Raw genomic sequence first — 16,493 nt, forward strand, 5'->3', positions numbered from 1 at the left:
ACCGGCGCCCCAACGCCAACGTCGACCCCTACACCGTCACCCGCCTCATCGTCGACACCTGCTGCACCGCCCTGGAAAAGGCCGACCTCGTCTGACGACCGGCCATGACGAACCGGTGCGCCCGACTCCGCAGCAGGCGCACCGGCCCGCCTCCCGGCGGCACACCCCGTTCAACTCCGCCGCACCGCGGCGGGCTTCACAGATTCGGAGAGAGTTCGATGCCGAAGGGCTTCGACGCGGGCGACACCTCGTTCGTCCTCATCAGCGCGGCACTGGTCATGCTGATGACGCCCGGCCTGGCCTTCTTCTACGGAGGCATGGTCCGGGTCAAGAGCGTGCTGAACATGCTGCTGATGAGCTTCGTCAGCCTGGGCATCGTCAGCGTGCTGTGGGTGGCGTACGGCTACTCGCTCGCCTTCGGCGACGACGCCGGCGCCGGCCTGGTCGGCGACCTCGGTGTCGCCGGAATGAAGGGCATCACGGGCACCAGCCTGACCGGCACCATCCCGGTGTTCGCCTTCGCCGCCTTCCAGTTGATGTTCGCCGTCATCACCCCGGCCCTCATCAGCGGCGCGATCGCGGACCGCGCCAAGTTCGGCGCCTGGATGCTGTTCATCGTGCTCTGGGTGACCCTGGTGTACTTCCCCGTCGCCCACTGGGTCTGGCAGGCCGACGGCTGGATCTTCAAGCTCGGCGTGAAGGACTTCGCGGGCGGCACGGCCGTGCACATCAACGCCGGCATGGCCGCGCTGGGCGCGCTCCTGGTCCTGGGCAAGCGCGTCGGGTTCAAGAAGGAGCCGATGCGCCCGCACAGCCTGCCGCTGGTGATGCTCGGCTCGGGCCTGCTGTGGTTCGGCTGGTTCGGCTTCAACGCCGGCTCGGCCCTGGCCGCCAACGGCACCGCCAGCATCGCCTTCCTCAACACACAGGTCGCCACCGGCGCGGCCATGATGGGCTGGCTCGCCTGGGAACGCCTGCGCAGCGGCAGCTTCACCTCGCTCGGCGCGGCGTCCGGCGCGGTCGCGGGTCTGGTCGCCATCACCCCGGCCTGTGCCGCGGTGAACACCTGGGGCGCCATCGCCATCGGCGTGATCGCCGGTGTCGTCTGCGCCTGGGCCGTGGGGCTGAAGGACCGCTTCGGCTACGACGACTCCCTCGACGTGGTCGGCGTCCACGCCGTCGGCGGCCTCGCCGGCACGCTGCTCATCGGCGTCTTCGACACCACCGACGGGCTCGTGGCCGGTGAGGGCTTCGGGCAGTTGGGCAAGCAGGCCGTCGGCGCCTTCGCCGTGGCCGCCTACTCCCTGGTGATGTCCTGGCTGCTGGCCAAGGCCATCGACCTCACCGTCGGCTTCCGCGTCGCCCGCGACCACGAGGTCACCGGCCTCGACCAGGTCGTCCACGCGGAGACCGCCTACGACTTCGCCACCGTCAAGGAACTCCAACTGGCCTCACCGGCCACATCCGCGCACTGAGCGATCGCCCGCCCCGATGCCCGATGGCCGATGCCGGCACCGCAGGCAGCGGCCCGCGACCACCGAACGAGGAATCAGTGAATCCGACCACCGACGAACCCATGGCCGATGTGCGAGACATGTACATGGCGCACACCATGCTCCGCCGTGAATTCGGCCTGCTCCCGCAGCTCGTGCGGGACGTGGCACCGTACGACACCAAGCGTTCGGAAGTCGTGGGCGCACACGCCGAGCTCCTCTGCGGGATGCTGCACTTCCACCACGAGGGCGAGGACGTGATCCTCTGGCCGCTGCTCCACGAGCGGGGCGGGGAGGAGGCCGAGGCCATCGTGCCGGTGATGGAGGAGCAGCACCACGCCATCGAGGCCGCCCACGCCCAGGCGATGCGGCTGCTGCCGGAGTGGCGTTCCGCCGCGCGCGGCGGGCACGAGCTCGCCGAGGTGTTCGACCGGCTGCTGGCCGCGCTGCTGGAGCACATGACGATGGAGGAGCGGCGGATCCTCCCGCTGGCCGAGAAGTACGTCACCGCGGCCGAGTGGCGGCAGCTCGGTGAGCACGGCACGGGCGAGATGCCGAAGAAGGCACTCCCGCTCGCCTTCGGCATGGCGATGTACGAGGGCGACCCCGAAGTGATCAAGGCGGTCCTCGCCGAGGCCCCGGGGCCCGCGCGGCTGATCATGCCGTTCCTCGCGCCGCGGCTGTACGCCAGGCATGCCAAGCGGGTGCACGGCACCGCCACCCCGCCGCGCGTCATCGGCTGACGCGGGCCCGTCCGGGGCGTCGGGGTCCGGGCGCGCGTAACGCCGCGTCGCCCGGGTCCGGCTCGCCGGAAGTGGTCGGCATGCGGGGGGAGATCGGGGGCACATGACGGGCGACGAGCTTGTTCACAGGGAGGCGGCCATGGAGATCTCGGGCATCATCAGTGCCATCATCATCGGCGTGATCATCGGCATTCTGGGACGTCTGCTGGTCCCGGGACGCCAGCACATCGGCGTGATCTGGACCATTCTGATCGGTATCGTCGCGGCGCTGATCGGCTCGGCCATCGCGGCGGGCGTGGGCGTCGCGGACACCAAGGGCGTCGACTGGATCGAGTGGCTCATCCAGATCGCCCTGGCCGCGGTGGGCGTCGCCGCCCTGGACCGTGCGAAGGCGCATCGCTGACCCCGTTCGCGGACACCGCGCACCGAGGCCCGGGCCGTACGGCCCGGGCCTCGTCGTCTCTCACGCGCCGCCGGGTTCAGGACTCGTCGTCGTCCCCGCTGTCCTCATCCCCGCCGTCCCCGTCGTCTGCGTCGCTCTCGTCGTCGAAGAACTCGTCGATCGCCTCGGAGACCAGGTAGCCGCCGACCGCTCCGGCCGCCAGGCCGGCGGCGCCCGCGGCGACGGCGGTGCCCACGCCCATGCCGGACCCGTGGTGGTGGTCGTCGTGGTGTCCGCGGTCGTGGCCATGACCGTGGCCGTACGCCAGGGGGGAGCCGAAGCCGCCGTGATGGTCGGCCAGGCCCTGGATCCATGAGTCGACCTCGGCGGTCCAGTCGACGCGGGACACACTGTCGTGGTCGACGAGGAAACGGTTGACCTGGTCGTGCCCCTCGGAGAAGAGGCCGCCGCGCTTGTCCGCCTCCAGGACGATCTCGACGCCGGCCGGTTGGGCGAGGAAGGTCAGCTCGATCTGGCTGATGGCATGGGCGTACCTCGCCGGGGGCACGAGTTCGATCTCCTGGTAGAACGGCAGTTGTTGGCCCGTGCCGTGGATGCGGCCCAATTCCAGGTCCGCGGACGTGAAGCCGAAGCCGAGCTGCCCGAGTGCCTCCAGGATCGCCTCCTGCGCGGGGAGCGGAGCGACGCTCAGCGCGTCGAGGTCGCCCTTGTCGCGGGCGCCTGCCACCTCCAGTTCGGTGCGGACGCCGAGGGCGATGCCGAGGGGCTGCCCGTGCAACTCGGTGACGGGCGTCTCCCACGGCACGGCGACGGAGAACGGCACGGTGTGCCGCGCGCCGGCCGCCAGGCGGAAGCCTCCGCCGACCGCGACGCGCTCGAAGACGACGACACCCTCGTGCTCCCCGTCCTCGTACCCGTGCCCGCCCTCGGCCTCCACCCGCGCGACCAGTTCGAGGACGACGGCGTGGATGTCGGCGTCCGCGTCGCCGCCCTCCACGTGGACCTGTCCGTACAAGGTCCCGCCGGGCAGGACCGGGCCCCCGGTGAGGACCGTGTCGACCGAGGGTCCGCCCACGCCGAGCGCCCCGAGCAGCCGTTTGAACACCATCGCGGCGTTCACTCCTTCTTGAGTGGTTCCGTCGGCCCCCTGCGGGCCGCATGCTGAACTGCGCTGCGGGCCCGGGGAGTTCCCAGGCGGGGCGAACGGGTGACCGGCACCGGGCGGCCGGCACCGGAGCAGCCCCTTCCGGGCACCTTTGCCGGTCCTTTACGCTGGGGGAGACGTCACCGTTACGAGCACGAGAAGGAGCCGCGGTTCCCGCGATGGACCACCCTCCCAGTACCGACCGTGTCATCCCCCCTGAGATCCGCCGAGGTGTGGGAGCGGGGGTGACACGGTGACCGAAGTCCTCCTTCTGCTGGCGGCGCTGGGGCTGACTCTGGCGTGCGCGGTTTTCGTCGCGGCGGAGTTCTCGCTGACCACGGTCGAGCGCGGCGAGCTGGAGCGGGCCGCGGCCGCGGGCGAGCGCGGCGCCGGCGGTGCCCTGAAGGCGGTGCGCCGGCTGACGCTGCAACTGTCCGGCGCGCAGCTGGGCATCACCGTGACGTCGCTGATCATCGGCATGCTCGCCGAGCCGTCCCTCGCCGTCCTGCTGACCGGCCCGCTGCGGGCCGTGGGCCTGCCCGAAGGTGCCGCCTCCTCGCTGGCGACCGTGCTCGGCGTGGGCCTGTCCACGGTCGTCCTGATGGTGATCGGCGAACTCGTACCCAAGAACTGGGCGATCTCCCGCCCGCTGCCCGTCGCGAAGGCCGTGGCCGGCCCGCAGCGCGGCTTCACCACGGTCTTCGGCCCGTTCATCCGGCACCTCAACGAGGCGGCGAACCGCATCGTCCGCCGCTTCGGCCTCGAACCCGCGGAGGAACTCGCCTCCGCCCGCACCCCCGACGAGCTCATGGCACTGGCCCGCCACTCGGCGGCCGCGGGACTGCTGGAGCCCGACTCCGCGGAGCTGTTCGTGCGCACCCTGCACCTGAGCCGGCTGACCGCGGAGAACGTCATGACCCCGCGCGTGGACGTACGGGCCCTGGAGGCCCACGCCACCGCCGCCGACGCCGCGAACCTCACCCTGGCCACCGGCCTGTCCCGCTTCCCGGTCTACCGGGACAGCCTCGACGAGGTCGTCGGCACCGTGCACATCCGGGACGTCCTGGCCCTCCCGGCCGCCGCGCGCGACCGCACCCCCGTCACCGCACTGGCCACCGCGCCGCTGCTGGTGCCCGACAGCCTGCCCGTCGACCGCCTCCTGGAACGCCTGCGCAGCCGCCGCACCATGGCCGTGGTCATCGACGAGTACGGCGGCACCGCGGGCGTCGTCACCGTGGAGGACGTCGTGGAGGAGGTCGTCGGCGACGTCCGCGACGAGCACGACCCCCAGGAATGCCCCGATCTGGCGCCGTCCGGCGACGGCGGGTGGGAGGCCGACGGCAACGTCCGCATCGACCAGCTCGCCGAGATCGGCCTGACCGTCGCCGAAGGCCCGTACGAGACCGTCGCCGGTCTCATGGCCACCTCGCTCGGCCGCATACCCGCCCGCGGCGACCAGACCGAGGTCGACGGCTGGCGCATCAGCGTGCTGAGCGTCGACCACCACGTGGCGGAGCGGGTCCGTGTCACGCGCATTCCGGAGGACGTGCGATGACCGTACTGCAACTCGCCATCGGCGCCCTGACCCTGCTGACGAACGCCTTCTTCGTGGGCGGTGAGTTCGCCCTCATCTCGGTGCGGCGCAGCCAGGTCGAGCCGCTTGCCGAGGCCGGTGACAAGCGGGCCCGCACCGTCGTCTGGGGCCTGGAGCACCTGTCCGCGCTCCTGGCCACGGCGCAGCTCGGCATCACCGTCTCCTCGCTGGTGCTGGGCGCGGTCGCGGAGCCGGCCATCGCCCATCTGCTGGAGCCCGGCTTCGACGCCGCGCACGTCCCGCACGGGCTCGTCCATCCGATCGCGTTCGTGATCGCCTTGGCCGCGGCCACGTACCTGCACATGCTCTTCGGCGAGATGGTCCCGAAGAACATCGCCCTGGCCGCCCCCGAACGCGCCGCGCTGCTCCTCGGGCCGCCGCTGATCGGCCTGACCCGTGCACTGCGTCCGGTGATCTTCGGGATCAACGCCTTCGCCAACACGTTGCTGCGGCTGCTGCGCGTCGAGCCGCGCAACGAGGTCACCGCCGCCTTCACCGACGACGAACTCGCGCGTCTGGTGCAGGACTCCAACGCCGCCGGGCTGCTCGACGCCTCCGGCACCGAACGGCTGCGCGACGCCCTGGAACTCGGCACGCGGCCGGTCGGCGACATCCTCGTCCCCGCCGACCGCATGGTGACCGTCGACGCGCGGGTCACCCCGGACGGCCTGGAACGGCTGGCGGCCGCCTCCGGCTACTCACGGCTCCCGGTCACCGGGCCCGACGCGGACGTGCTGGGCTTCCTGCACATCAAGGACACCCTCGGCGTCACCGACCGCGACCGCCCCTTCCCCCGTGCCGCGATCCGGCCCGTCATCCGGTTGCGGTCCACCACGCCGCTGGACGACACGCTCACCGCCCTGCGCGCGGCCGGCACGCACCTCGCCGCCGTGACCGACGTGGACGGCACCCTCCTCGGCTACGTGACCATGGAGGACGTCCTCGAGGAACTGGTCGGCCCCGACGCCCCGGCCCCGGCGGCCTGAGCCGGGGCGGGCGGGCGTGCGCCGGGTCGCCGACGTCACCGGCTATGCGATCCGCGGGACCACCGCCGCCAGGAGGTCGATGACGCGGGCGGGCTCGCGGATCTGCTGACTGTAGACGTACGCCGCGGTGAAGCCGAGTTCGGCCATGGCCTGCGCCTGTACGGTCAGGTCGTCGGGGGTGGTGTCAGGGCCGACCGCGAAAGTGGTGGTCTTCTCGATGTCGTCGTAGTCGCGGCCGACCGCGGCGCAGTGCTCCTTGAGGACCTCCAGTTTCCGGGCGGCCTCGGGTCCCGCGAAGATGTTGCAGGCGTCGGCGTACCGGGCGACCAGGCGCAGCGTCTTCTTCTCCCCGGATCCGCCGATCATCAGGTAGGGGTGCGGCCGGGACAGGCTCTGGGGGGAGTTGAGGGGGCGGTCGAGCGTGTAGTGCGTGCCCGCGTACGGTGCCTCGTCGCCCGACCACATCTGCAGGCAGATCTTGAGGGTCTCCTCCAGGCGCTCGAAGCGTTCCTTGGTGTCGGGGAAGGGGATGCCGAGGCCCTTGGACTCGTCCGCGTTCCAGGCCGCGCCGATACCGAGGGCGCCCCTGCCGCCGGAGAGCACGTCGAGGGTGGTGACCTTCTTCGCCAGGACGGCGGGTTCGTGGTAGACGACGCCGGTCACCAAGGTGTGCAGCAGGACCCGCTCGGTGTGGGCGGCCAGGAAGCCCAGGACGGTGTAGGCCTCCAGCATCTCGTTCTCGTAGGGGCCGAGGTCGCCGCCGAGCTGCCAGAAGTGGTCCATCACGGTGATGCGGGTGACGCCGGCCGCCTCCGCGTCCCTGGCGTACCGGGCGAGGGCGGGGCCGAGGGCGGGGGCGCCGCCCGTCATCGTGAAGTCGGCGATGTGCAGCCCGAGTTCCATGGCGTTCTCTCCTTCTGTACGGGGTTCTGCCCTGATGGTGCCGCCCGCGTGCCCGGTACGGGCTCCGCCGCTCCGCCCGGCACCCGGATGTCCCCGTCATGCCGCCTGCGGGTCTGGCGCGCGCTGCCGCCGTCCGGCTGACCGGCGGCACGACCGGTGTGTGGCGGCTGGGTCGACCGGGAATGCGCGAGGTGGCTGATGATGTTGGGGTCGGCAGCGACACACGTGGACAGCGACAGACGGAGAATGGAGGACGGCGTGCCTTTGGTGGGTGAGTACCAGCCGAGCCCGGAGCAGTGGGTCCGCGATCAGGTCGAGCTGTACGAGGGTTCCGACGGTGCCGAGGGGACCACGCTGCGCGGCAGGCCCGTGATCATCCTGACGACACTCGGCGTGAAGTCCGGCAAGATCCGCAAGACCCCGCTGATGCGCGTGGAGCACGACGGAGACTACGCCGTCGTCGCGTCCCAGGGCGGCGCCCCGAAGCACCCCGTGTGGTACCACAACCTGGTGGCCGACTCCCGGGTCGAGCTCCAGGACGGACCGGTGCGTCAGGACATGACGGCACGAGAGGTCACGGGCCAGGAGAAGGCGCAGTGGTGGGAGCGCGCGATCGAGGCGTGGCCCGACTACGCGGATTACCAGACGAAGACCGACCGCGAGATCCCGGTCTTCGTCCTGGAGCCGGCGACGAAGCCTCACTGAGGCGCGCGCCCCGGCACGTACCGTAGTGGCCGTCTGCCCGGACCCGGGCGGGCGGCCACAGGTCGTTCGGGACCCGCGCGACGGCTCCGCCCCGTCAGCCCTTCCTCTCCTACCGCTGCCGCGAGCCCTTTCCGGCGCAGTCCCGGCCGCCCGTGGCGCCGTCGGCCGGCACGGGGTCGTCCACACCCCGGACAAATGGCGGTCGTTCGTGGCAGACTTCCCGCGCCGCCGCGCTGCGCTCGCGGCCGACCAGATGCGGATCGACGCGTAGCTGTCGAACACGTATTTGGCGGGTGTGGTGCGGATCACGTACAAATGATGCAAAGGCGACACAAGAGACGCATCGGAGGAAGCGCCGTATGACCGACGGGGCCAGCCCCGCTCCCCACGCCGATCCCGCTCTGGCCCGCGACTGCGCCCACTGTCGCGGATGGGGAACCATCATCACCGACCTCGGCCACCACGAACTGTGCGCGCAGTGCCAGCCCGTAGGGGAGCAGCCCGTACCGGCACCCCGGCCGACCGACACCCGGCCCCCGGCCGGTGCACGCTACGCATCCCCTTCCGGACCCGCCTTCAGGACCTAGCCGGCCACGTGCACGGCCGCGCCGCGACCACGCCCGGTCGCAGGCGCGGCCGTACACGCCGAGGGCGCCGTGGGCGCGGTCCGCGTGATGACCTGAACGCGGATGCGGCTTGGTGGCGTCGCCGCATCGCCGGCCGCTGGGAGGGCTCGTGAGCTGCCGCCCTGCCGCCCTGCCGCCCTCAGCCCACCAGCCGCTTGCGCCAGTCCAGCGGGGTCACCGTGACGGCCTCGGCGGGGTCGCCGTCCCACTCCGCCGGCAGCCCGGCCGCCTCGAGCGCCGCCACGACCTCGCGTCCGACCGCCGCCGCGGTCTCCGGCGAGCCGTCGAAACCCCCGTAGAGGAGCGTCAGTCCGCGCCCGGCCGCCGCAGAGTCCGTGCACTGGGAGTGGAAGTACACGAATCCGCGGGCGCCCGGCGCGGCTGCCGCGTGGATCTCGGAGTCCCCGCACGAGCGGCAGCAGGCGAAGTTCTCCCGCGCCGTGATGCCCGCCGCCTCCAGCGCCGTGAACGCCCGGGTCAGCCGTTCCGGGTCGGTCTCATCCGGCCAGCGGGTCTGTTCCTCCACGCGTTCCAGCCACATCCGGTCGGCCAGTTGCCGCGCCTGTTCGGGGGAGACCGGCCGCCGCTTCCCGGAGACGAGACACTCCTCCGCGAGTTCCGCCAGCTCCGCCCGCGTGGCGTACCCGCCGACGAGTGCCGCGCGTACGCGTGCCTCCAGCCGTGCGCGCTCGTCCTCGTCGAGCTTCAGTGGGCGTACGCGCTTGGGCACCCGGAGTTTCAGCCTCTTCCAGGCGAACCCCTCGTCCCAGCCCTGTTCCCGGCGGGCCCAGCCGGTCATCGCGGCCACCGCGGGTTCCGGCGTGTCCAGGAGCACCTGGAAGTGGCGGTCATGACCGCCGTCACGGTGCTCCAGCACACAGCCCTCCCCGAAGCGGTGCCACACCTGGATGAAGACGTCGGGGAGGTCGGGTATGCGCTGGACGATCAGGAACAGATTGCCCTCGGCCCCGATCCCGCCGATCAGATCCGCGAGTTCGCGTGCGGAGACCCGGACGTGCCGGCTGCCGTTCTCCCGGACCACGGTAATGGGAAGCATGCGCCAACCCTGGCACGAGCCGGGCGCATTCGGGGGTACGCAGGCCTGTTCACGCGACCGCCTCCACCGCCGGGCAGCGCGGGGCCGAGGCCCGCATCACCCTCGAGCGGCCCGCCGACGATCCCGCCAACCTCACAAGGGCTTCCGCCGCGGTCCGCGCACGTTCGGCCGAGGCTGTCGGCGCCGCGATGAGTTTCGACCGGGTCGCGAGTCTGTTCCGATGAGCGTCGTAGGACGCTGCCCGCACGAGACACCACGGAGGACACCATGACGACCATGCCGAGCGGCCCGGCCACCGCGCTTCCCGGCCGCCCGCCCGTCGTTGACCTGGCCACCTGGCAGGCAGCGCGCGACGAGCTGCTGGTCCGCGAGAAGGCCCATACCCGCGAGGGCGATGCCATCGCCGCGGCCCGCCGCAGGCTGCCGATGGTGGAGCTCGACGGGACGGTCGAGGTCGTCGGAGCCGACGGCCCGCTGCCGTTCCTGGAACTGTTCCAGGGACGCGACGAGCTCGTGGTCTACAAGCACATGTGGCACGACGGCGCGCCGCACCAGGGACAGTGCGAGGGCTGCACCACCACGGCCTGGCACCTGAAGGACGCCGTCTACCTCGACGCCCGCGGCGTCTCGTTCGCCGTCCTGACCACGGGCCGCTGGGACGAGGTGGCGGCCTACGTCGAGTTCATGGGCTACACCCAGCCCTGGTACTCGGTGCGCGACGTGGACGCTCCGGTCGGCGGTCCCATGGGTTACCTCACCTGTTTCCTGCGCGACGGCGACCGCGTGTTCCTCACGTACTCCACGACGGGCCGTGGCAACGAGAGGGTCAACGGGTCACTCGGCCTGCTCGACATGACGCCCTACGGCCGCGGCGAGGCCTGGGAGGACAACCCCGAGGGCTGGCCCGAGGGGCACAACGCGTGCTGGACCTGGCGCTCGGACGCGGACGGGAAGGCCACTTGGGGCCCGACGAGCCGCCCAGTGCCGCAGTGGGCCCGGCCCGGTGCGACCCCCGTGGAGACCCTCGGCCGGCTCGGTCACCACCACTGAACGCGTGGGGGCAGAAGAGATCCACTGAGCGGGTTCCGCGGTCGCCTCCGAGCAGGGAGTGACGCCGGCTCCCTGGTCACGACGACCGGGGTGCCGGGGTCAGTCCCGTGCACTGCCGCAACTGCTTGTAGCGGGCGCCGATGCGCTGCGCCGCCGTGCCGGTCTGCGGTTCCGGTACGCCGTGTCCGTCCACGAGCGCGGGGGTGAAGGCTGCCGCGGTGACCGTGCCATGTGTCACGGTGAGGGTGGTCACGCCGGTCTCGTCGGAGTGGGGGTACGGGGAGGAGCCGTACCAGAGGAAGTTGCCGAGGCCGTAGGCGACGTAGGTCGGCCCGAGCATGCCGGAGCCGAGCATGACGTGGGCATGGGTGCCGACCACGGCCGTGGCGCCGGCGGCGGACAAGTCGGCGGCGATGGACCGCTGCTCGGGTCCGGGACAACTCTGTCCTTCGGTGCCCCAGTGCAGGTAGACCACGACGACGTCGGCCCGCGCCCGCGCGGCGCGGACCGCGCTCACCAGCCGCGGCCGGTCCAGGGCCGAGGCGATTCCCGGTCGTTCAGGACCCGCAGGGAATTCGGCGTTGGTGAGGTCCTGGATCTGACTCGCGGCGAGCACGGCGAGGCGGACGCCGTTGACCTTGGTGACGTACGGCCGGTAGGCCTCGGTGTCGTTCGCGCCGATGCCCACGACGGGAATCGGTGCTGCGTGCGCGGCGGCGATGGTGTCGGCCAGACCCTGGGGGCCGTAGTCGACCGCGTGGTTGTTGGCCATGGTGACCGCGTCGATGCCCGAGCGGCGCAGTGCGTCCAGTGCCTGCGGCGGTGTCCTGAAGTGGTACAGCTTCGGCTCGGGTGTCCCGCGGGTGGTGATCGCCGACTCCAGGTTGACCATGGCGAAGTCGGCGGCCGACAGCACCGGGGACAGCGGCCCGAGGGCGGGGTCGACCCCCAGCCGTGCCGCGGTGCGTTGCGTGAAGTGGACGTCACCGGCGAAGGCGAGGGTGACCGTGCCGGCGGGTTCGCGGGGGCGGGCGGGGGCTGTGGAGGGGCGGGCCGGTGCCGACGCCTTGGTGCGCGCCGGGGCAGCGGCGTCGGCGGGAGCACCGTCGTGCCCCGACACCAGGTACGCGGTCGCCGCGGCTGCCACGACGGCCACCGCGGCTGTTGCGATGTGTCTGCGGCGCCGCCGCCGGCCGCGGGGGGCCGCATGGCGCGAGTGCGGTTCATGCATCGGACAACCGTACGATCGATCGGGCCATTGCGGTCGGCCCGGGCGGCCTCCGCAGTGCCGCGGCGTGGACCGCGGGGCCGGTGCCGGACGTCACGAGGTGGGCCTGCTCTCATGGATGGACAGGACGCCCAGCCTGTGATCGGAATGAGACCGCCATGAGCGCAGGTGGTTGCGAAACGGCAACGACTCCCGGGAACGAGGGCCGCGCCTGCCTTGACGCACCCGCGAAAGGGGTGTGCTCCAGGCACCTGGAGCACACCCCTCGCAGCGGCGCTACGGGATCCGTACGGTCACGGACTTGCCGGGCTTGAGGGTGAGTCGCTTGCGGAAGTCGCCGGCGCGCAGCTCGGTTGCCGTTCCACCGGTGCTGCGAACGGTCGCCTCGGTCACCTTGCCGTTGCGCCAGGACAAGTCGACCTCGAAGCCACCGCGGGCGCCGACGCCGGTCACCGAACCCTTGGCCGCCCAGGCGTGGGGAAGGGCGGGCAGCAGCTCGATGACGCCCGGCCGTGAGTAGAGGATCATCTCCAGCGCGGCGGTGGCACCGCCCAGGTTCGCGTCGATCTGGAAGATCGTGTAGCTGCCCTGGCTGTACATGTCGAACCAGTTGGCCGAGGTGCCGTTGCCGTTGCTGATGGACGGCCGCAGGACCGTCAGATAGAGCTGGTAGGCCTTCTCCGCGTCCTTCAGCCGGGACCAGCACAGTGACCGCCACGCGCACGCCCAGCCGAAACTGTCCATTCCGCGCGCGGTGAGCAGCGCACGGACCCCGTCGAGCAGCGCGGGCGGGCTGGTGTCGGCGGCGATCCGGTCGCCGGGGTAGAAGCCGATCAGCGGGGACAGGTGCCGGTGGGTGACCTCGCCGAGGTTGTCGGGGCTCATCCACTCCTCGAGCCAGCCCGTCTTCGGGCTGACCCGGGGCAGATAGAGCTTGGCCTGCATCGCGTCCAGCTCGGCGGCGAGATCGGTGTCCCGGTGCAGTACGCGGGAGGCGGTCTTGAACTCTTCGAAGAGCTCCCACGCCAGTTCCTGCCCGTAGGTGTTGCCCTTCCCGTCCGGGCCGTGCTCCGGCGACCAGGAGGTGTCGTCGACCAGGACGTCGTGCGATGCCCCGTCCGGGTCGGTGACGGTGGTGCTGATCAGGCGCGCCTGCCAGAACTCCGCCGCTCCCTTGAGGACGGGGTAGATCAGTTCCAGGTATGCGCGATCCTGGCTGTACTCGTAGTGCCGCCACAGCGAGTTGCACAGCCAGGCGTTGCCGGAGGGGTGCCAGACCCAGCCGCTGCCGCCGTGGATGTTGGTGGAGAACGCGACCGCCCAGCCGGCGATCTTCCCGGTGCTGTTGCGGAACCGGTTGCGGTCGTTGTTGTACAGCCGCTTGGTGACGTCGGTCCAGACCGGCAGTTGGGACACGCAGTATCTGGCGAGGGCGTACGAGTTCTCGCCCAGGCCGGCCGGGTCGGCCAGCCAGTAGTTCATCTGGACGTTGATGTCGGTGTGGTAGTCCGCGTACCAGTCCGGGTTGTTGTTGTGCACCCAGATGCCCTGCAGGTTCATCGGCAGCCAGTCGCGGGAGCCCGTGATGGTCAGGTAGCGGCCGTACTGGACGTAGGCGGCCTCCAGTTCCGGGTCCGGCGTGGAGGTGTCGGTGTACCTGACGGCGATGCGTGACCACGAGTCCAGGGAGCGTTGCAGCGCCGACGAGTCACCCAGGTCGATGGTGAACCGGTTGTAGAGCCGCTGGTAGTCGGCGACGTGGGTCTTCAGCAGCACATTGCCGGACACCTTCGCCGCGGCCGTGACCTTGGCGCGGGCCACGGCGAGGGGATCGGTGGCCGGCTCGCGGAAGTTCTTCGCGGCGTCGGGGGAGTAGTCGGTGCCGCCGCACGCGACGATCAACAGCTCACGGCAGCCGGCGAAGGACAGCTTGTCGCCGTCCACGCTGATCCGGCCCGTGGAGCTGACCACGGTCACAGCCGCGGCATAGCGCAGGCCGTTCTTCAGCGTCCCGTCGAACGAGAGCTGTGCACCTCCGCCCGCGGTGGTCTCGCCGTGGGTGCCGGCCAGCGAGACGGTACCGGTGTGCGGCCCCCCGCTGAGCCGGATGACGACCACGTCGTCCGGGTGGCTGGCGTAGACCTCGCGGCGGTGGAGGTGGCCTTCACGCTGGTACGTCGCCGAGACCACGCCGTTGCTCAGGTCGAGCTGACGACGGTACTTGCCCACCGCGGCGCCGGAGTGGCCGGGCAGCGCGATCCGGAGCTTGGCCAGCAGGCCGAAGCTGCCGAAGTCGTCCGGGCCGTAGGGGAGTTGACCGTCGTCGGTCAGGGTGTCGTTGGCGCCGCCGGTCCAGAACGCGCCGTCGGTCAGATAGACGAAGTCGTCCGCCGGGTCGCAACCGACGAGCGCCCCCAGCCGGCCGTTGCCGACAGGCAGCGCCTCCTGGATGACGCGGGCCTCGTTGGCCGGCGTGCGGTACCAGATCGTCGTGGCCTGACCGTCGGGGACGATGTCGACGCTGGACGGGCGGGCGGGAGCGGCATGTGCGGTGAACGGGGCGAGGCCGCCCGACAGGGCGATACCTCCGCTGGTGACGCCGGCGAGGCGGAGGAAGTCACGGCGGGAGGAAGCGGACACGGCAAGGGGTCCTTTCCAGGGTTGCAGGAGCCCACAAGAAGTATTCATAAATAATCAACTTGTCTCGGGCACGTCAACGCCTGGTACTGAATTAACCCGACCTTTCTGCTGGCCGTGGCTGGGCTTGTGCCCATTTAGTCCGTGATTTCCGCATCGATGGGTCGGGAGTCGAGCCGATGCGACCGGGTAGATCGGATGTCTGCCGTGGTCGAGGCCGGGACCGTAGCGGGGGAGCCGGGCTCAGCCGGCCGCGTTGTAGCGGTGGAGGTGATGGGCCAGCTGCTCCAGGTCCGTGTCGTCCCAGTCGGCGAACCGCCGTGCGAAGGCGAGCCGGCGTCGCTCGTTCGCCTCCGCCAGCAGCCGCAAGCCCTGCTCGGACGGCCGGAGGATCTGTCCGCGCTGATCGTGCGGGTCCGACCCGCGCTCGATCAGGCCGCCGCGCTCCAGTACCGCGACCTGGCGGCTGACGGTGGACTTGTCGAGCAGGAAGTGCGAGGCGAGGTCGGTGACACGGCAGCCGCCGCGCTCCTCTATGTAGTCGAGCATGCCGTAGGCCACCAGGGACAGCTCGGGGTGAATCTGCGAAGCGCGCGTTCGGGCGCGGCGGGCGAAGGCGGTGAGTTCGCGCTGGATCACGTCGATGGCTGCGTCACGGGCCGGCATCCGGACCTCCTTCAGTTAGGTGTACTGTACAAGAAAGAAGGTTGTATTTACCAATCACATTGGGAGGTCTGTTCCAGATGACCGCATCCCCGGCCGCCGCCACGGGTGGGGCTCACGCACACGCGCACGCGGCTCCCCGCCTGAGCCACAGCGTGGGACACATCGTTCTCCACCTGGTGACCCCGCTGCTGATGTGCCTGGGCATGGGCCTGGCCTACCTCGGCGCCTTCCACGCCCCCGCGCCGCACGGGATGAAGGTGGCCGTCGTCGGGACCGGGCCGCGCGCGCAGCTCCTCGCGCAGACGCTCAAGGACAAGGCGGGCGACGCGCTGGACGTCACGACCCTCCCCACGCGTCACGCCGCCGAGCACCAGTTGATGGACCGCGACCTGGCCGGCGCCTACCTCCCGTCCACGGAGCACCCCCGGCTGCTGGTCGCCAAGGCCAATTCCGACACCACCGCCACGGCCGCCGAGACCGTCTTCCGCCTGGTGGCCGACCGGGACGGCGCCGCCCTGCACGTCACGGACATCGCGCCGACCTCGCAAGGCGACCCCACCGGGCAGGGACTCTTCTTCGTCCTGGTCACGATCAGCATCGGCTCCTACGCCAGCGTCGCGGCCATCGGCGCGGCCGGTGCCACGTTGCGGCTGTGGACCCGGGCCGCCATCGGCCTGGCGACCTCGTTCGTGGTGAGCGTCATAGGCACCGTGCTCGCGGGGCCGGTGTTCCACATCGTCGATCACGACCTCGCCGGTGTGTGGGGCATGGCGTGGCTCTACTCGGCGGGGATCGTCGCCATCGGTGTCGGGCTGCACACCTTCCTCAAGCGGTGGACCACCCTGACGATGATGGCGCTCTTCGTCATGCTGAACTTCACCACCTCGGGCGGCATCTTCCGCCCCGAACTGCAGAACGGCTTCTTCGGCGCGCTGCACGCCTTCTGGAACGGCGCGGGCTTCGTCGAGGGCGTTCGCAGCCTCCTCTACTTCCCCTCCGGAGCGGGCCTGACCGGCCGCATCGTCTCGCTGGTCCTGTGGCTCGGCGCCGGCCTCGTGGCGCTCGCCGCCGCGGACACCGCGGAACGACGCGCCCGACTGGCCGGTGCGGCGCCTGCCCCGCTGCCCGCGGTGGAGGAGGACGCCGAGGAAGAGATCGGCGAGGCCGTCGCCGTCTGACACGCCTGGTCGTGGCAGGACGGAGGCCCACTCACACTCTGGACGAAGGCGTCGGAGCGGGCCCACCGCACATGCGGGCG

Annotated in this window: 14 protein-coding genes; 8 read left to right on the forward strand and 6 right to left on the reverse strand. The window is 71.2% G+C overall.

What is annotated here, in order from left to right; translation table 11 throughout:
• The first annotated feature begins 218 nt into the window (after window positions 1–218).
• From ACFWVC_RS34580 to ACFWVC_RS34590, 3 genes are all read left to right on the forward strand, one after another.
• Window positions 219–1,475, forward strand: a complete 1,257-nt coding sequence (locus ACFWVC_RS34580) for an ammonium transporter (protein WP_384296747.1) — start codon at window positions 219–221, stop codon at window positions 1,473–1,475.
• A gap of 101 nt (window positions 1,476–1,576) precedes the next feature.
• Entirely contained in the window at window positions 1,577–2,236 is a 660-nt protein-coding gene (locus ACFWVC_RS34585) for a hemerythrin domain-containing protein (protein WP_384296748.1), read from the forward strand.
• 139 nt (window positions 2,237–2,375) lie between these two features.
• Window positions 2,376–2,639 (forward strand): GlsB/YeaQ/YmgE family stress response membrane protein, encoded by a 264-nt coding sequence (locus ACFWVC_RS34590; protein WP_384296770.1) that lies wholly within the window; start codon window positions 2,376–2,378, stop codon window positions 2,637–2,639.
• A gap of 76 nt (window positions 2,640–2,715) precedes the next feature.
• On the opposite strand, the gene ACFWVC_RS34595 is transcribed toward ACFWVC_RS34590, so the two are convergent.
• A complete protein-coding gene (locus tag ACFWVC_RS34595) occupies window positions 2,716–3,747 on the reverse strand; it encodes a sporulation protein (protein ID WP_384296749.1) in 1,032 nt (343 codons plus the stop codon).
• A 289-nt stretch (window positions 3,748–4,036) separates the two neighbouring features.
• Here ACFWVC_RS34595 and ACFWVC_RS34600 point away from each other — a divergent pair, with 289 nt between their 5' ends.
• Window positions 4,037–5,338 (forward strand): hemolysin family protein, encoded by a 1,302-nt coding sequence (locus ACFWVC_RS34600; protein ID WP_384296750.1) that lies wholly within the window; start codon window positions 4,037–4,039, stop codon window positions 5,336–5,338.
• Window positions 5,335–6,363 (forward strand): hemolysin family protein, encoded by a 1,029-nt coding sequence (locus ACFWVC_RS34605; RefSeq protein WP_384296751.1) that lies wholly within the window; start codon window positions 5,335–5,337, stop codon window positions 6,361–6,363. The genes ACFWVC_RS34600 and ACFWVC_RS34605 overlap by 4 nt, the downstream gene beginning before the upstream one ends.
• Window positions 6,364–6,405: 42 nt before the next feature.
• Here the strand turns inward: ACFWVC_RS34605 and ACFWVC_RS34610 are convergent, their stop codons facing one another.
• The gene (locus ACFWVC_RS34610; protein WP_384296752.1) at window positions 6,406–7,266 is read right to left on the reverse strand and encodes an LLM class F420-dependent oxidoreductase; all 861 of its coding nucleotides are present in this window, start codon (window positions 7,264–7,266) and stop codon (window positions 6,406–6,408) included.
• Window positions 7,267–7,524: 258 nt separating this feature from the next.
• Here ACFWVC_RS34610 and ACFWVC_RS34615 point away from each other — a divergent pair, with 258 nt between their 5' ends.
• Window positions 7,525–7,971, forward strand: a complete 447-nt coding sequence (locus tag ACFWVC_RS34615) for a nitroreductase family deazaflavin-dependent oxidoreductase (protein WP_384296753.1) — start codon at window positions 7,525–7,527, stop codon at window positions 7,969–7,971.
• 765 nt (window positions 7,972–8,736) lie between these two features.
• On the opposite strand, the gene ACFWVC_RS34620 is transcribed toward ACFWVC_RS34615, so the two are convergent.
• Complete coding sequence (locus ACFWVC_RS34620) at window positions 8,737–9,654, reverse strand: DUF6891 domain-containing protein (protein ID WP_384296754.1); 918 nt, start codon at window positions 9,652–9,654, stop codon at window positions 8,737–8,739.
• Window positions 9,655–9,921: 267 nt separating this feature from the next.
• Between ACFWVC_RS34620 and ACFWVC_RS34625 the strand changes: the two genes are divergently transcribed.
• Complete coding sequence (locus ACFWVC_RS34625; protein WP_384296755.1) at window positions 9,922–10,704, forward strand: DUF899 domain-containing protein; 783 nt, start codon at window positions 9,922–9,924, stop codon at window positions 10,702–10,704.
• 76 nt (window positions 10,705–10,780) lie between these two features.
• On the opposite strand, the gene ACFWVC_RS34630 is transcribed toward ACFWVC_RS34625, so the two are convergent.
• The 3 genes from ACFWVC_RS34630 to ACFWVC_RS34640 form a co-directional block, all read right to left on the reverse strand.
• Window positions 10,781–11,851 (reverse strand): CapA family protein, encoded by a 1,071-nt coding sequence (locus ACFWVC_RS34630; protein WP_384296756.1) that lies wholly within the window; start codon window positions 11,849–11,851, stop codon window positions 10,781–10,783.
• Window positions 11,852–12,208: 357 nt separating this feature from the next.
• Entirely contained in the window at window positions 12,209–14,572 is a 2,364-nt protein-coding gene (locus ACFWVC_RS34635; protein ID WP_384296757.1) for a glycoside hydrolase N-terminal domain-containing protein, read from the reverse strand.
• A gap of 240 nt (window positions 14,573–14,812) precedes the next feature.
• Complete coding sequence (locus tag ACFWVC_RS34640) at window positions 14,813–15,235, reverse strand: MarR family winged helix-turn-helix transcriptional regulator (RefSeq protein ID WP_384296758.1); 423 nt, start codon at window positions 15,233–15,235, stop codon at window positions 14,813–14,815.
• Window positions 15,236–15,312: 77 nt separating this feature from the next.
• Between ACFWVC_RS34640 and ACFWVC_RS34645 the strand changes: the two genes are divergently transcribed.
• Window positions 15,313–16,413 (forward strand): hypothetical protein, encoded by a 1,101-nt coding sequence (locus ACFWVC_RS34645; RefSeq protein WP_384296759.1) that lies wholly within the window; start codon window positions 15,313–15,315, stop codon window positions 16,411–16,413.
• The last annotated feature ends 80 nt before the right edge of the window (window positions 16,414–16,493 follow it).

The sequence above is a fragment of the Streptomyces sp. NPDC058691 genome, assembly GCF_042714775.1.
GTDB lineage: Bacteria > Actinomycetota > Actinomycetes > Streptomycetales > Streptomycetaceae > Actinacidiphila.

Bases quoted from the DNA above. Each gene is read 5' to 3' on its own strand.
- ACFWVC_RS34580 (WP_384296747.1), top strand. From the start codon at position 219: ATGCCGAAGGGCTTCGACGCGGGCGACACCTCGTTCGTCCTCATCAGC.
- ACFWVC_RS34585 (WP_384296748.1), top strand. From the start codon at position 1,577: ATGGCCGATGTGCGAGACATGTACATGGCGCACACCATGCTCCGCCGT.
- ACFWVC_RS34590 (WP_384296770.1), top strand. From the start codon at position 2,376: ATGGAGATCTCGGGCATCATCAGTGCCATCATCATCGGCGTGATCATC.
- ACFWVC_RS34595 (WP_384296749.1), bottom strand. From the start codon at position 3,747: ATGGTGTTCAAACGGCTGCTCGGGGCGCTCGGCGTGGGCGGACCCTCG.
- ACFWVC_RS34605 (WP_384296751.1), top strand. From the start codon at position 5,335: ATGACCGTACTGCAACTCGCCATCGGCGCCCTGACCCTGCTGACGAAC.
- ACFWVC_RS34610 (WP_384296752.1), bottom strand. From the start codon at position 7,266: ATGGAACTCGGGCTGCACATCGCCGACTTCACGATGACGGGCGGCGCC.
- ACFWVC_RS34620 (WP_384296754.1), bottom strand. From the start codon at position 9,654: ATGCTTCCCATTACCGTGGTCCGGGAGAACGGCAGCCGGCACGTCCGG.
- ACFWVC_RS34625 (WP_384296755.1), top strand. From the start codon at position 9,922: ATGACGACCATGCCGAGCGGCCCGGCCACCGCGCTTCCCGGCCGCCCG.
- ACFWVC_RS34640 (WP_384296758.1), bottom strand. From the start codon at position 15,235: ATGCCGGCCCGTGACGCAGCCATCGACGTGATCCAGCGCGAACTCACC.
- ACFWVC_RS34645 (WP_384296759.1), top strand. From the start codon at position 15,313: ATGACCGCATCCCCGGCCGCCGCCACGGGTGGGGCTCACGCACACGCG.